We start from the raw sequence: 14,357 nt of genomic DNA on the forward strand, positions 1-14,357 counted from the left end.
TCTCTCCTTCAAATAAAATTCGAAATAAAAAGACACTTCCCGATTGGAAAGCGCCGCAACATGTCCGTTTACTGAATGCGTTGAATCTGTTCGTAGTAAACGGACATCTGGTGCAAGCTGACGATGACGAGCGGAATGACCAGATAGCCGAAAATGAGGGCCATCATCGGCGCAAACCCGATCCATTTTCCCCAGCCCGCCTTTTGCTCGATCAATTGCTCGTACTCCTGTTTGCGCTGCTCCTGCGCATAAGCCTGTTCCGACTCCAGGTCGTCGAACGCTTCCCGAATCGGCAAACTTTGCGCCGCCAGTTCCAGCTTTTCGACCGTGCGGACGAACGGCACAAACGGCGCATCCTCTTTCAGCTGCGCCAGCGCCTGATCCGCGCCCTGTTCGAAGTGAAGCAAGCAGGTTTGCAGCGGTTCCTTGAACACGCGGGCAAACTGTTCCATCCAGATGAGCAGATGCTCGACCGACATCCGGTCCATATCCGCCAGCATGGCGATGACGGCATGCAGTTGATCCACTTCATGCTTCATCTCCATCTGCCGCATGCGCCGCTGGAACAACCGAACGCCGACCGGCATGGCGTAGCCGCCCCATCCCGCGAGAGCGGCGAGGAGCGCTTCCCACCACTTCACATACTGATTGTCCAGCTTCGTGAGCTTGACCATAATGCGCCGAGCCGCGGCGCGAAGCTGATCGTCCTGATTCGCCGTCGGCGTTTCGCTGCGGAGCAGGGCCATCACCGTTTCTTCGGTGCGGTGCTTCACCTCCTTTACGCGATCGATGATGCGGCGATCGAGCGCCGCCGCCTCGCGCGCCTTGGCTTCCTCCTCCGGCGAAAGTTGGCCGAACAGGATGCCCGGCTTTACCGGCACATACAGGATTTGATGCCGGCTTGCGGCATGAAGCGTAATAAACATCCCGAGCACTGCCAGAAAAGCCATGCCCCCCGCCACGATGCGCTGCACATAGAGCCATTCCAGCCGAAGCGGCGACGCGGTGTCTTTAAGCAGCTTGACCATGCGGTCAGCTTCCCGGGAACCGGGGGCGGGACCGAAACGATGCACAACCCAGCGCATCCACGGCCATTCGCAAACCCGTTTCTCCCATCTTTTTCGGCCGGTTGGTTTTGGACTCGCGTCCAGCTCCTGAATGTTCCGCAGCAGGACGTAGGACAGCCATACGACCGCAATCAGGCCGATTTTCACGATCCAGCCGGTCGTGCTCGCATAAAAGGCGTCCATGGCCGGAAAGTAATGGCTGGCCCAAGCTTCGATCGGCCGGGTAAACAAGAGCGGCAACAGCGCGATGGCGGTCAGTCCTTGCAACAGGAAACTGAGGCGCTCGCGGCGCAGCAGTTCCAGATTCAGTTCTGTCGCGAGCTTCCCGAGCGCCTTCAAGTACACGGAACCGGCTGCGGTTCGTTTGTCGCCGTATTCCTTCACCAGATGCGACAGCCCGGCCAAGCCCTGCAAATAGCGGTTCGGCGCGCTCTCGATATACTGCGCCAGCCGCTGCTCGGCGTCGCTTGCCGTGAGCACTTCGTATATTTCGTGTCCGTGCAGCGCCATCTCATACGGCGCGCCGTCCGCCGCTTCATAAATGGCTTCTTCCACCATGCCATGACGATGATAATGATGACGCACATCCGAGAAAAAATGCCGGAGTTGCCGAAGCAGTCGCGTCTCCAGCCGATGGACCAGGTTGTCCGAAAAGATCCCGTGGCCAACCCAAAAGCCGATGCCAATCATGCCGAGCGCGGCCGGGTCGCGCACGCCGAGCGCCAGCGGAACAGCCGCCGCGAGCAGCACGCCCCATATGAGGAGCGCCGTCTTCATCGTCTCCAGCCGCAGCTTCCATTCGTCGCCAAGCTGGAGAATGGTCATTCGTTTGCGAAGTTGGTGCAAATAAGCGCGTAGAATCGGTACGCGTTCGCATAGGCGATACAACTGCTGCAACACGCTATTCAGCGCTTGCTTATTGCGGGCTTTGCCCGGTTTGCGCAACGCTTCATACCGCCGAACGGCCTCCGCGTCCGAACCGTGGCGGGATACCCATTGAAACGCCGCCACCATCACAAGGAACAATACCGTCGCGGCGCCCAGCAAAAGGGACAGCCATTCAAGCCTCATCGCTATCCCCCCAGTGAACCGCCAAAAACGCCTCGAACGCCGCCTGGTCCGGCCCGGCGAGGCATGCAGCGATTTCCTTGCGGCTTCGCTCGGACAACGGATGAACGGCGACATAGCGTCCGTCGCGGTACTCGATGACGTTCCGCGCGACGTAAAGCGGGCGGTCCGTCGAGCGGCGGAAGTATTCCAGCATCGTCTCCATGAACGCCGTCATTTTTTCCTCGGTCGTCGTTTTGTGGCGGAACGTCTCCGGGTAGGCCGTCTCCTGCTCCACCGGCACACATTCGGTAATCCGTTCGATGTAGCGATGTCCGTCCGCGTCCCGCCTGAGGTGAATGTCGAAGTTGATGACGCTGACGACCTGCTGCTCGGCCACTTTTTCGTTCGTAAACACCCTTGTCTTCAGCAGCGAATTGCGCAGCGAATAGACGAGATCGCGGAACGTTTTGGCGTGATGCGTAAACAAGGTGAACAGCGAAGCGACCTGCGCCATCTGCACCATCCAGGCGGCAACCGGGTCGGTCGCCACTTCTCCCAAAATATTGACCGAGCCGTCCGTTTTTTTCTGGATGTCCAGACCGTCCTGCCCGGAGATCGTTTCCGTTTCCCGCAAGCTTAAAATGTTGCGTTCCCGGTATATTTTCCGAAGCTGCAGCTCAAAGCTCATTTCCTGCACCCGGATCGGCAAGATGGCCGGAATGTAGCGCACCATCGCCATCAAGAGCGTCGTTTTGCCGCTGCCTTGTGCGCCGGTGATGGCCGTGATGCGTTCTCCCATAACGAGGTATCGGATCAGCCCAATGGGAAGCTCAGCGTTGTCATCCTGGATCAATTGTTCGAGCGTGGCGTTTTGCACATCGAATTTGCGCACAAAAAAAGCCCACGATTCGCTGAACCGGGGGCGCAGCACGACGACGCGGGAGCCATCGGCCATTTCGTTCACCTTATAACCGTTCGCCTCGGACAACTGACCGGGGAAATTATGTTTGTACACGTTCTGGCACACGCGCCTTAGCTCTTGCTCCGAACCGAAAGACAGAAAGCTCAAATGAATAGATTTCCCTTTATAAAACAGCCATACGCTGTCATGCGACCTCGGCACCTCGGAAAGCTGCGCTTCCTCCTCCAGGCTCCATTCGCCTTCCCACATCGAGGGCGGGATGCCGGAGACGCCCCCCGATACGCCGTCGATTTTCATGTCGCGGATTTCGTCGATGACGCTAAACCCTTTGTACTGCTGGTAGATCCGCTGCACAACGATCTGCGTTTTGTCCCCGGCAGACAGCTTACGCGCTTCCTGCTTGTAAATGTCGCGGATTTCGTCGGCGGTAATCCGATATGACTCGGTTTCTTCGTCTTCCATACTCCGTTTGGGGCGATCCAATTCGTATTTTTGAATCAGTTCGTCCAGTGCTCTCAACCGATGTTGTTTCTTAAACAGATAGAGCAGGATGTCAAACTGATCTTGCGGTGAGAGCGCCTGCGGGTCATCAAACGGCAGAAGCCGATTCAGGTTATTGTCGTCCAGATTGTAGCGCTGTTCGAGCAAATCGGCGATGACCTGCTTCACATACGCCTTGTCCCGCAAATCTCCGGACGTGCAGCCCCGCAGCGCTTTCTTGAGTTCTGCGCGCTTGTTTTTGCGACGGCGGTATTCTTCTTCCGACATGCCGAAGTCGATCAGGCTGCTGCTCGTCATCTCGTGCAGCGCCTCTTTCACAAACGTGGTCATCGCTTCCAGCGTGTAGGCCGGTTTTTCGTCCGGCTGCTCCGGCAAGCGGCGGCTCATGCGCAAATAGAGCAAGACGCCAATCGCGATGAGGATGCCCGCCAGAAGCAAGCCGTTCAGCGCGAACATCATCGGTCATCGTCCTCCTTCCCGCCGAAAAGAGGCTTGTTCAGTCCGGCGTTGTTGATGAGCGCCTGCGCCAATGTCCGCACTTGCTGCATAAACAGTGAGTTTTCATGACCGCGCGGCACCTGTCGGTTGCGAAATAGAAAACGGACGGCTTCTCCTTGTTGGGTCGCATCCAGCCAGCCCGTATTATGGACAATCGGGTACGCAGGCTCCCGCCGATGGAACTGGCGCTTGATATTCTTAACGGTCAAAGCGGAGCGAGGATCGTATTGTCCGAATACAAGCAAATGCTTCCGGTTGGACTGAAGCTGCGCCTCCACCAGCGGAAAAACCTGCTCCAGCTTGAGCGCGTTTTGCGGCAGACAGACGATCAGCAAATCCGCCTGACGCAGCAGCGCCGCAGTCCACGCCGACACATTGCCGCTTCCGCCGTCCAGCAATACCAGATCGTAAGCGCGCCTTGTCAGTTCCAAAAGGGGCGCAAGCCATTCCTGTGCGGCGGAAACAAACGATGCATCCGGCTTGTTCGATCCCGGAAGGATGTCGAGCCGGTCGGCGAGCAGCGGCAGCGTGTAATCCCGCAACCTGTTCGGTTCCAGCTTGCGGTTTTGCAAAAGCCTGAGCAGCGCGTCGATGCCCGCGTCAGGCGGGGCGTCCGCTTTGCTCATCCAGGACCGTCTCGGGTAAAAGCTGCGTTCGATGGCCGCGTATTCGCTTTGCAAATGCCCAAGTAGCAAAAGGCGCGAGGAGTATTCCAATCCGAGCAGCGCCGCGGCGGCGATCAGGTTGCTCGTCGTACCGGCCTGTCCCGAAACCGGGCTCCAAAACACCACGGTAAAACCCATTGTTTCATCTCCTTTCGCATAAAATTACCGGACACGCGAACGCTTTCGGGAGCGCGCCCATGCCCTCCGGGCGGTTTTGGCATCGCAATCAAACAACTGCTGCAGCATGTCCAGCACAGTCCGGCGATACGTCCCGGACAGCCGCCTGATGTCGATGCGGCCGTGATGCTGGTTGTCCAGTTCGACCGACATATCCCGTTCGTCCAGCGGAAAGCGGAATATCGCTTCCTCCCAGCGTACAGCCTGCTGCGGCAGCAGCGAATCGATATACGACTCGGGTATGGCGATCGGCAGAGTGGGAGCGATCATTTTGTAAAACGACAGCGGCTGACCTTCCGCTTCGTGAAGGCACAGCCGCTGCATTAGCTCCGCGTTTTTATGCATGCCGAGCCGTCTCCAATTGCTGCACCAAACCCGCTTGTCGTAGCCCGGCAACTCTCGTCCTTTCACAAATTCGGTGTGATCGGTGTCGAGCAGCATGACATCGTATGCCGTTTCGCCACCGGCTTGAAACATAGAACGTTCCAATTGAGCTGGCGTGATGTGCCCGGTCGCCACATCGATGCCTTCAAACTCCCGCAACGAACAGCCAAAATCCACTCGCGGCAAATAGCCTTGCATGGACTGGGCAAGGGTGGAATCCACGATCAGCACCTTTCTCTCCATCGCCGTGAGCAGCTTGCCAAGCACAAGGAGCAGGTGGCTTTTGTCCGGCGCGCCGAAAAATACGACCTTTTTCATGACGGCCTCCTTCACTGATTAAAAATTTGCTCCAATTTATCCACTTTTGCAGGCTCTCCAGGCGACGAAGCTGGCGCCGGATCTGTTGAAACAGTTGATGTAGGCTCCTCTGGCGTTTCCGGTCGATTCTCACTCATCGTTGTCGGAACGGAAGAGGTAGGCAGCGGCTGCGCAGCTGGTGGTTCGTGATCGACCGTAGCCGTTGCGCCTGCCGGTGGCGGCGATGGGGTCGCCTCATGCATGGCATTGCCTTGCTGCGTGACAATCCGTTCGTTTTGCAATTGCTGCTGAACCGTTACGCTTCCGCTCGTTACGCGCAGTTTGTCCGACTCTCTCATCGCCTTCAGATTGTCATCCAGTGTCGTTCGCAGTTGGCGGGCAAGCTCGGTTGTCGCTTTTTCTAGCAGGTTCGGATCATGATCCATCAAGTCGAGCACCTTCGGATTGGCGGGATAATTGACTACTGCCGATTCCTGCAAGCCCGGCTCGATGTAGGGCAGGGCATACAGCCGCGCGCCTTGCAAGTAGGCATCGATGATCGCGCTTGAAGTCCGTAATAGATCCAGCTCGTTCATTTCCAGCCAGATGACATTGCCGGACAACTCCCGCGCCTTCTTCTTCGCCAGCAAGACAAAATCCTCGCCAGTCGGGAAGTTGATTCGCACGTCGATGTACTGTCCCTTTTGCAGATTGGAGGGAAGCTGAATGACTTGAAACTCCTGCACCCGCAAATCCTTCGGGATTGGCGCGCCCTCGTACAGCATGGAAGGCATCAACGGCGTGCCTGGCTCTAATTCGATTTTGGCGCTTTTGCCAATGACCGCGTTCTGATCAGTAATCATTCCTTGCGGCACCAGATTCGCAGGCAGCGGAACAGACTTGAGGTCTTCCGCCTTCACGATGCCGCCGGCCGGAACAGTGTGCGCCACAGTCCAAACGCTTCTGCGCGATTGTTCCTCTATCGTTTTCAATTCTTCGATTTGCCTTTCATAATGTTCCTTCATTTGCTGTTGTTTCTGCTCTTGCTCTGATTGCTTGATCAGAGAATAAATGGCCGCAGCAGCCAGTAAACAAACGCTTACGGCAATCGCCGCGATGATAAGCGCCTTGCGGTGCCGATACGTCCACGACATCGCTCACGTCTCCTTTCAAACCAAAATTGAAGTGCTGTCGATTGACTTTACCGGGCTTCGTCACGGCGCTTCGGTTTTTGCTGAGTTCCAATCTGATGCTGCTCCAATTTTTCTTGCGCCCATGCAGGCATATGCTCCGGTTTTATCAGACCCATAAAATCCTCTCGATTCCAGCGAGCCTCTTCACCGGTATATAGATTTAACACGTAGACGGCGCGACCTCGGGAATTGGCAGAGGTGCCAAAACCGCTTAGCGCCAGCACAAGCTGGTTAACAGCGGTGCGGTATTCAGGTCGCAACCGTTCCGGCCGGATGACAACAACCTGGTGGTCAATGCACACGTCTTCGCGAATCGGCTGGCATTGGACTTGGGTAAGGGGAGATAGGGGCACCTTGACACTGGCCCTTTCTTCTTTGAGATCCTCCAGCTCCCATTGCACGCGGGAAACAAAGTCATGCACGGCCTCAAGATAATCCGCGCCGGCTGCAAACGCGTAAAATTGCTCGACACCCAACGAATTGTTTCGGGTGCAGGTACAAACCATGTACGGACGTTCGGCATTGGTTTCGTCTATGCCAAGCAGCACTTCCACCTTCCCGATGGAGATGGCCTGAACGACTTCATAGTTGTCCACCATTCGCTTTATTTCTTCCATTGTCCGTCCTCATTTCCTGGAAAATTGCGGTCATTCTTCGTTCCCCGGCTTCGCTTTGATTGGCCGACTTCACGAGATTTCTCGTTTCGCGTGCGCGGCTGCTCGGTCTCATCCTCCAAAACTTCAAAGCGGTTGAAACCCGGCTTTTCTTGCATCAGGCGCTCATATTGACGACGCCTCCCTTTCGTGAAATACATCATGAATCGCCTCCCCAAAAATGGGCATAAAAAAGCTCTCCGCCTAGGGGAGAGTGCCTGCCGGACAGGATCGTTATGTTTCAGAAACAGGTTAACGTTCCTGCTCCCGTTGCCGTTTTTTATACCAACTTTCCAACAGTTGTACGATCAGGTCTTCCTTTTGCTTTTCGGTAAAGTCCCTCGGGAAGAAACGGTCGATCCGTTCGCGCCGAATGGTCATCTTTTCTTTCTGGTTCGGCTTCTCCTCCGTGAGAATCGAGAAGATGACATCCACGTTAAGCCGCCCGTCCTGGCTCAGTTTTTTCATGCGCTGCGCCTGCGCCAGCGAAGGCGTGCAGTCTTCGGACTGCATCGTTTCGTACAGGGCTTTCTGTTCTTCTTCGGCCAAGTAAGAAAGCTCTACGGCCGGATTGAAGGCGATTCGTTTATCGTCCACCATTTCGAGAATGGAGGGGGTCAGTTCGGTAAGGCGGATATAGCGTGAAATTTGATTCTTGCTCTCGCCAACTTGTTCAGCGAGTATTTCCCTGGATTCTTTTCCCTCTAACTTCCGCCCAAGTTGGGCGGAAGTTAGGTCTGTTCTCTGTCCTTGTCTTTTCATCGCCTCCAACTTCATCTTATAGGCGAATGCTTTCTCGCTTGGCGCAATATTTTCCCGTTGCAGGTTGCTGTCCACCATAATGATCGTTGCCTGATCATCGTCCAGTTCGCGGACAATGCAGGGCATCGTTTCTCTGCCTGCCAATTCGCTCGCTTTTTTACGCCGATGCCCGGCTACCATTTCGTAGCCGCCGTCCGTCTTCGGACGTACCAGGCCGGGAACGAGAACGCCGTATTGCTTCACGCTGTCCGCCATTTCAAGCATCGCTTCATCCGCCTTCACCTTGAACGGGTGGCCGGGAAAATCGCTGATTTCCGATAATGGTATTTCCATCACCTTTTCCCGCTGCTGGTCGGCGCGGCTCTCCTCCGTCGAGAATAAATCAGCGACTGTGGTCAGTTTGATGCTGGCGCGCATGTCGTCTTTCGCTGCCAATGCTCTGCACCTCCTTCGTAAAGGCGGCATAAGCCTCCGCAGCTTTCCCATCCGGATCATGGACGTAGATGCTTTTCCCCTTGGCGCTCGTTTCCGCCGCGCGAACGGATAAGGGAATTTCGGTGTTGAACATGCGCAGCTTGTCGCCGTAGTCGCGCCGAAGAATAAAGGAAATGTCTTTGGCAAATTTCGTCCGACTGTCTACCATCGTGAGCAGCACGCCGTCCAAAACCAGCTTCGGATTGATTTGCCTGCGCACACGGGCAATGGTCTGCAAGAGCTGCGTCATTCCCTTGGCGGGCAAATAGTGTGCTTGAACGGGGATAATGACGCTGTCTGCTGCCGCCAACGCATTGATGGTCAACATGCCCAAACTCGGCATGCAATCGATCAGCACGTAATCGTAATCGGCTTTAACCGAATCGATGTACGAACGCAAAATCGTTTCTCTACTCATCGTATTGACTAGCGATACCTCAACAGCGGACAATTCAATATTGCCTGGCATCAGGTCAACGCCTTCATGGTGATACAAAATACCTTCCCGCGCTTCATAGGATTCTTCCAGCATCGTTTTCGCCAGCAATGTGGCCAAAGATACCGACAAATTATCCGGTTCATGGAACCCTAACGAATCTGTCAGGTTGCCTTGCGCGTCCGCATCGACCAGCAAAACCTTTTTCCCATCGGCAGCCAAACCGATTCCCAAATTGACCGCCGTTGTGGTCTTGCCCACGCCGCCTTTCTGATTGGCGAGGGCAATCACTTTGGTCATCCGACATTTCTCCTTTCACGCAAAAAGCCGGTTGCGCTGAATATTTCAGGGCAACCGGCTTTTTGAAAAATATCTATATAAAAAGAGAACACCGCAAGGGCGTCCTCTTGGACATTCAAGTATAAGGCATCTATATCGACGCTTTAATGAATTTTTCGGTAAGTCACTAACTTTTTAAATGCTTCTCTGTTAATCAAATATGATTATAGGTTCTTGCTAGTTAGTTCATACCGCAATGTAATCATCAAGGTTTTTTAATCTCTTTGAAACCCCGTATAAAATCGTTCACATTACCTAAGCAACAAGCCCCTTGGGGGTTGTTTACCTCACACCCACATCGCCCCGCCTGAACATGAGCTTTAATTTGGCTAGCAGGTTTTTGATTGGTATTAACGGTTTGAAGAAGCCGCTCTCTCGTCCATTCAAAGCAGTAACACACGGGAACATCTACACTCTGGTTTTTTTGGTATACTGGCACCTTCAGGTCGTTCTCCACAAACGTTTGCGAATGGTTCCTGCTGAAGTAGACAATAGAGCAAGCAGGATTAGAGCAAAAGAGGTAAGAGTTCTCCGGTTCAATGGTTTCTAATGGCGACGCTCGAAGCAGGGACTTTAGCGTAATGAGTTGCACATTCTTGCCCTTTTCGCCGCAGGAAGGACACTCCGTTCTTACAGCTTCAATTAAATTAGACGGTGCACAACAATCCATTAGAAATCACTCCAAAAGTAAATGAATTGATATTTCTTACTTCCTCGGACGTCCATTTCGCTAATTGCCTGTCATTTGGTCTAATTCCTAATTGGCAGTGTAATGATCTCAAACAAAAGAATTCAACATGTCTACACACACGACGTCCAAATCCATGTCCAAAACAACGGAAACCCCAATTTTATCTTTCAATACCTTATTTTTGAAATCACTGCCGTCTGCCGTGAAAGTCATAAATCGCGCAAAGTGTTGAAAATAAAGGATTTCTACGTATCGATTCGTTGCATTCCTATTACGCACTCCACATGTGCCGTCTGAGGGAACATGTCCACCGGCTGGATCCACTCCAGCCGGTAGCCGCTTTGCAGCAGCACCTGGCAATCCTTGGCCAGGGTGGAGGGGTTGCACGACACGTAGACGAGTCGTGCCGGTTTCGCGGCCGCGATCGCGCTCAGCAGCTCGCGATCGCAGCCGGTGCGCGGCGGGTCGACGACGATGACGTCGGGACGTGTGCCGCGCTTGACCCATTCGGGCAGCAGCTTCTCCGCGCGCCCGACGTAAAACTTCGCGTTGTCGGCACCGCTCAGCTCGGCATTGCGGCGGGCGTCATCCACCGCCTCGGGGATGATCTCGATGCCGCGAACCTCCTTGGCTAGCGGAGCGAGCCATAGACCAATCGTGCCGGTACCGCAGTAAGCATCGACGACAAGCTCGCTGCCGGTCAAAGCCGCTGCTTCCTTGGCAGCATCGTACAGCTTGACGGTCTGCTCGGGGTTAAGCTGGAAGAAGGCCCGCGGCGATAAGGAGAAGCGAAGGCCGCCAAGCTCCTCGTCCAAACGCTCCTCACCCCACAGGACGCGGGTCTCTTCGCCGAACACGAGCGGCGTATCGGCCTTGTTAATGTTGTGGGCGATGGTAGTCACATTCGGGAGCTCCGAACGGATCGCAGCAATCAGGCGTTCCTTCTCCGGAAGCTTGTCCGAGGCGGTAATGAACGTCAGCTGGACGTTCCCCGTCTGCCTGCTGACCCTTGCCGCCACGGTGCGTACGGTCCCTTTGCGGCTGCGCTCCTGATAAGGCTGAATATGGAGCCGGGAAAGGATAGCTTTGACCCTGGCAATGACATCGTTGATGGCCGGCTGCTGGATCGGGCAGCCCGAAATATCGACGAGCCGATGCGATCCGGGGGAATACAGCCCCGTTATGATTTGTTCATCAGCCCAGCCCGCCTGCAGCTGGGCTTTATTGCGGTACCCCCAAGGGTCGTCCATCCCGAGAATAGGCCGCAGCGGCAAATCCGCCAGCTTGGCGTACCGGTTGAAGGCCTCTCGTACAAGCTCCTCCTTAGCGCGAAGCTGAGCGGGGTAAGCCATATGCTGGAGCTGACAGCCTCCGCAGGACTCGTACACCGGACAGGGCGGCTTTACGCGATCCGGGGATTTTTTCTCGATATCGACCAGCTTTGCGGATAAATAGGTCGGCTCGACCTTGGTCACATTGGCTTTGACAACCTCCTCGGGCAGGGCCCCGTCAATAAAGACGGCCTTTCTCTTGTAATAGCCTACACCTTCTCCATTAATTCCGATTCTTTTTATCGTTACGACAATACGATCGCCGATCTTGACGTCATCGCCGCTATTTGTATATCGGGGCTGCTGTCCGTTGTACGGCTTTTTCCCTTGACGGGGGGCAGCTTGTCCTTTAGGTTTGTTCATCTTTATTCCTCACTCCGTTACGTATAGATGGTTTGGGTATTCATACAGTTACAGATACTATAACACGTTCGGCCTGATGGGAGAAACTTAAGGACGCTGAAAACGCCAATATGCAATGTTCTTGTTTTTTTTGGCATAAGGCGCCATCGTTTTACATATATTTCAACTCTCTGGGAAAAATAGAGAGAGAATCCGTATCGTCAAAGGATTTTTAACGAATGGTTTATGTTCCGCTAATCTTGTCTTAATATTGGGGCGGTATCCTAACGATACCGAGGAAAATGCAGAAGGGAAGATCGAGCATGATTTTATATCAAATGGCTAAACGAATGGAGCAGCGCCAGCAATTAAAACGAAATCTCCTTTTATCCGAGGGTGACCGCGAAGAGCTGCTTTCACAGAAGGATCAGGTAGAAGCTCAATTAATAAGCCAAGCCAATGTATGGAACGGGGAAGGCAGCGACGAGTTTATGCTTCAAGCGATGACCCCGGAGTCGGGCTGGACTGAATCAAATAACAGCTGGGTATAGCAGGAAAATGGAGAAGCCGTTCCATTTTCTTTTTTTTGTGTTCATCCCTGTTTCCGTGTAGAATAAAGGAATAATTGATTCTGCCAGCAAATGAGGGTATTCGAATGAAAGTTGTGCTATCTACGTTGAATGCGAAATATATTCATACCTCGCTTGCGCTTCGTTACTTGAAGGCGTTCAGCGAGAAAGATTTTGATATAGATATCGTAGAATATACGATTAAGGACCCTGCGATGAATATCGTATCCGATTTGTTCCAAAAAAATCCGGATATTCTCGGCTTCTCCTGTTATATCTGGAATATTGAAGAGACGATTACGGTCATCAACATGATGAAAAAAATCAAGCCGGAGCTTACTATCGTGCTGGGAGGACCGGAGGTATCCTACGATACGGAGTATTGGATGAACCGACTTCCCGAGGTTGATTACATCGTGATGGGGGAAGGGGAGGAAACGTTCCACCACCTGCTTCAGGAGCTTTCGGGAGACCGGAAAATGTACAGCGTGTTCGGTGCGGCCTACCGCAAGAACGATAAAGTGATCATCAACCCGCCCCGTCCCAAGCTGCAGCTGGATGACATTCCTTCACCGCACCGCTTTGCCGAGGATGTTCCAAGTTTGGCGAACCGTGTCGTTTATTTCGAGACGAGCCGTGGCTGTCCGTTCAGCTGCCAATTCTGCTTGTCGTCCATTGAGGTCGGGGTACGGTATTTTGATATGGAACGGACCAAAAGCGATTTGCTTTACCTGATCGATTCGGGAGCGAAGCTGATCAAGTTCGTGGACAGGACCTTTAACATTAAAAGGGACTATGCGATGGAAATCTTCGATTTTCTTATAAAAAACCATCGTGGTACGGTATTTCAATTTGAGATTACCGCCGACATCATGCGGCCCGAGGTGCTGGACTATTTGGCGGAGAACGCGCCGCCCGGCATCTTCCGCTTTGAGATCGGCGTCCAGTCGACGAATGATATCACGAACAGCCTCGTCAAACGGAGGCAAAATTTCACCAAGCTGACCCGTACGGTGACCAAGGTCAAGGAAAGCGGCAAGATCGACCAGCATCTCGATTTGATCGCCGGCCTGCCGGAGGAGGATTACAATTCGTTCCGCAAAACGTTTAACGACGTGTTTGCATTGGGACCGGAGGAGCTGCAGCTTGGATTTCTGAAAATGCTTCGAGGAACCGGTATGAGGGCGGATGCGGAGAAATACGGCTATAAATTTATGGATTATGCGCCTTATGAAATTCTCGGCAACGATATTTTGCCTTTCTCGGATCTGGTTCGAATTAAACGGGTGGAGGATGTTCTGGAGAAGTATTGGAATGCCCACCGGATGGACCATACCGTAAACTATTTGATTCGAGAGGAATTCCCTTCGGCCTTCGATTTCTTTCAGCAATTCGGGGACTTCTGGGAATCCCGGGGCTGGCAAAAAATCGGCCACCAGCTGGAGGATTTGTTCACCCGCCTGCGCGATTTCCTGATCCAGCGGGGAACCAAGAGCCTGGAGGTAGTGGAGGGCTTGATGAAGCTGGATTACTTCCTTAACCATAAGTACAAGCCGAGAAAAATATGGTGGGACTTCAAGCTGGATAAGGCAGCTCAGGCCGGTTACTTTAAGCTGCTGGCGGAGCATCCCGAGGCCGTCTCGGAAACCTTCGCTTCCCTGCGTATTAGCGAGAAGGACTTGCATAAGCATGTCATGATCGAAGTGCTTCCGTTCCGGTTGGACCACTATCTGGAAACGGGCGAGATGCTTACGGATGAAGAGCGGCTGCTTGTCGTGTATTTCCCGCCGGATGCTTCTTCGCCCGCACAATATTTCTCCATGAATGCCGCCCAGGCATCAGTCATGACCCAATAATCTGACGAGAATCTGCATACTAAACGCAAAACGCAAAACAACCACCTTGAAATTCAAGGGTGGTTGTTTTCTGTATGTACGCCCAGCATGGGCGTCATCTCTACGGTGAAAGTCCGGAATGGGGGCTGGCAAGCGCCTACCATTAGCCAA

The 14,357-nt window shown here is 53.7% G+C and carries 13 protein-coding genes; 2 read left to right on the forward strand and 11 right to left on the reverse strand.

Going from position 1 to position 14,357, the window contains the following annotated elements; genetic code table 11:
• Nucleotides 1-68 precede the first annotated feature (68 nt).
• From B1728_RS29355 to rlmD, 11 genes are all read right to left on the reverse strand, one after another.
• Complete coding sequence (locus B1728_RS29355) at nucleotides 69-2,138, reverse strand: hypothetical protein (RefSeq protein ID WP_079913967.1); 2,070 nt, start codon at nucleotides 2,136-2,138, stop codon at nucleotides 69-71.
• Entirely contained in the window at nucleotides 2,128-3,999 is a 1,872-nt protein-coding gene (locus tag B1728_RS29360; RefSeq protein ID WP_079913968.1) for an ATPase, T2SS/T4P/T4SS family, read from the reverse strand. Before B1728_RS29360 ends, B1728_RS29355 begins: the two co-directional genes overlap by 11 nt.
• The gene (locus B1728_RS29365) at nucleotides 3,996-4,754 is read right to left on the reverse strand and encodes a CpaE/TadZ family protein (RefSeq protein ID WP_256865562.1); all 759 of its coding nucleotides are present in this window, start codon (nucleotides 4,752-4,754) and stop codon (nucleotides 3,996-3,998) included. Before B1728_RS29365 ends, B1728_RS29360 begins: the two co-directional genes overlap by 4 nt.
• Before the next feature lie 111 nt (nucleotides 4,755-4,865).
• Complete coding sequence (locus B1728_RS29370; protein ID WP_079913970.1) at nucleotides 4,866-5,582, reverse strand: hypothetical protein; 717 nt, start codon at nucleotides 5,580-5,582, stop codon at nucleotides 4,866-4,868.
• 11 nt (nucleotides 5,583-5,593) lie between these two features.
• Nucleotides 5,594-6,715, reverse strand: a complete 1,122-nt coding sequence (locus B1728_RS29375; protein WP_079913971.1) for an SAF domain-containing protein — start codon at nucleotides 6,713-6,715, stop codon at nucleotides 5,594-5,596.
• Between the two features lie 47 nt (nucleotides 6,716-6,762).
• Nucleotides 6,763-7,371: a hypothetical protein gene (locus B1728_RS29380; RefSeq protein ID WP_079913972.1), complete on the reverse strand. Its 609-nt coding sequence runs from the start codon at nucleotides 7,369-7,371 to the stop codon at nucleotides 6,763-6,765.
• Nucleotides 7,359-7,571 carry a hypothetical protein gene (locus B1728_RS29385; RefSeq protein ID WP_144028046.1) on the reverse strand — a complete coding sequence of 71 codons (213 nt, stop codon included), beginning with the start codon at nucleotides 7,569-7,571 and terminating at the stop codon, nucleotides 7,359-7,361. The genes B1728_RS29380 and B1728_RS29385 overlap by 13 nt, the downstream gene beginning before the upstream one ends.
• Before the next feature lie 88 nt (nucleotides 7,572-7,659).
• Nucleotides 7,660-8,604, reverse strand: a complete 945-nt coding sequence (locus B1728_RS29390; protein WP_483310999.1) for a ParB/RepB/Spo0J family partition protein — start codon at nucleotides 8,602-8,604, stop codon at nucleotides 7,660-7,662.
• Nucleotides 8,552-9,379 carry a ParA family protein gene (locus tag B1728_RS29395; protein WP_079913974.1) on the reverse strand — a complete coding sequence of 276 codons (828 nt, stop codon included), beginning with the start codon at nucleotides 9,377-9,379 and terminating at the stop codon, nucleotides 8,552-8,554. Before B1728_RS29395 ends, B1728_RS29390 begins: the two co-directional genes overlap by 53 nt.
• 244 nt (nucleotides 9,380-9,623) lie before the next feature.
• Nucleotides 9,624-10,088, reverse strand: a complete 465-nt coding sequence (locus tag B1728_RS29400; protein WP_079913975.1) for a putative iron-sulfur cluster-binding metallochaperone — start codon at nucleotides 10,086-10,088, stop codon at nucleotides 9,624-9,626.
• A 266-nt stretch (nucleotides 10,089-10,354) separates the two neighbouring features.
• Nucleotides 10,355-11,803 carry a 23S rRNA (uracil(1939)-C(5))-methyltransferase RlmD gene (rlmD, locus tag B1728_RS29405; protein ID WP_079913976.1) on the reverse strand — a complete coding sequence of 483 codons (1,449 nt, stop codon included), beginning with the start codon at nucleotides 11,801-11,803 and terminating at the stop codon, nucleotides 10,355-10,357.
• 302 nt (nucleotides 11,804-12,105) lie between these two features.
• Here rlmD and B1728_RS29410 point away from each other — a divergent pair, with 302 nt between their 5' ends.
• Nucleotides 12,106-12,333 (forward strand): hypothetical protein, encoded by a 228-nt coding sequence (locus B1728_RS29410; RefSeq protein ID WP_079913977.1) that lies wholly within the window; start codon nucleotides 12,106-12,108, stop codon nucleotides 12,331-12,333.
• 104 nt (nucleotides 12,334-12,437) lie between these two features.
• Nucleotides 12,438-14,207 (forward strand): B12-binding domain-containing radical SAM protein, encoded by a 1,770-nt coding sequence (locus B1728_RS29415; protein ID WP_079913978.1) that lies wholly within the window; start codon nucleotides 12,438-12,440, stop codon nucleotides 14,205-14,207.
• Nucleotides 14,208-14,357: the final 150 nt, after the last annotated feature.

It is taken from the genome of Paenibacillus sp. 32352, assembly GCF_002042965.1.
Lineage (GTDB): Bacteria > Bacillota > Bacilli > Paenibacillales > NBRC-103111 > Paenibacillus_S > Paenibacillus_S vulneris.

Coding starts and splice junctions, on each gene's coding strand:
- B1728_RS29355 (WP_079913967.1), bottom strand. CDS start 2,138: ATGAGGCTTGAATGGCTGTCCCTTTTGCTGGGCGCCGCGACGGTATTG.
- B1728_RS29395 (WP_079913974.1), bottom strand. CDS start 9,379: ATGACCAAAGTGATTGCCCTCGCCAATCAGAAAGGCGGCGTGGGCAAG.
- B1728_RS29360 (WP_079913968.1), bottom strand. CDS start 3,999: ATGATGTTCGCGCTGAACGGCTTGCTTCTGGCGGGCATCCTCATCGCG.
- B1728_RS29400 (WP_079913975.1), bottom strand. CDS start 10,088: ATGGATTGTTGTGCACCGTCTAATTTAATTGAAGCTGTAAGAACGGAG.
- B1728_RS29415 (WP_079913978.1), top strand. CDS start 12,438: ATGAAAGTTGTGCTATCTACGTTGAATGCGAAATATATTCATACCTCG.
- B1728_RS29385 (WP_144028046.1), bottom strand. CDS start 7,571: ATGATGTATTTCACGAAAGGGAGGCGTCGTCAATATGAGCGCCTGATG.
- B1728_RS29375 (WP_079913971.1), bottom strand. CDS start 6,715: ATGTCGTGGACGTATCGGCACCGCAAGGCGCTTATCATCGCGGCGATT.
- B1728_RS29410 (WP_079913977.1), top strand. CDS start 12,106: ATGATTTTATATCAAATGGCTAAACGAATGGAGCAGCGCCAGCAATTA.
- B1728_RS29370 (WP_079913970.1), bottom strand. CDS start 5,582: ATGAAAAAGGTCGTATTTTTCGGCGCGCCGGACAAAAGCCACCTGCTC.
- B1728_RS29380 (WP_079913972.1), bottom strand. CDS start 7,371: ATGGAAGAAATAAAGCGAATGGTGGACAACTATGAAGTCGTTCAGGCC.
- rlmD (WP_079913976.1), bottom strand. CDS start 11,803: ATGAACAAACCTAAAGGACAAGCTGCCCCCCGTCAAGGGAAAAAGCCG.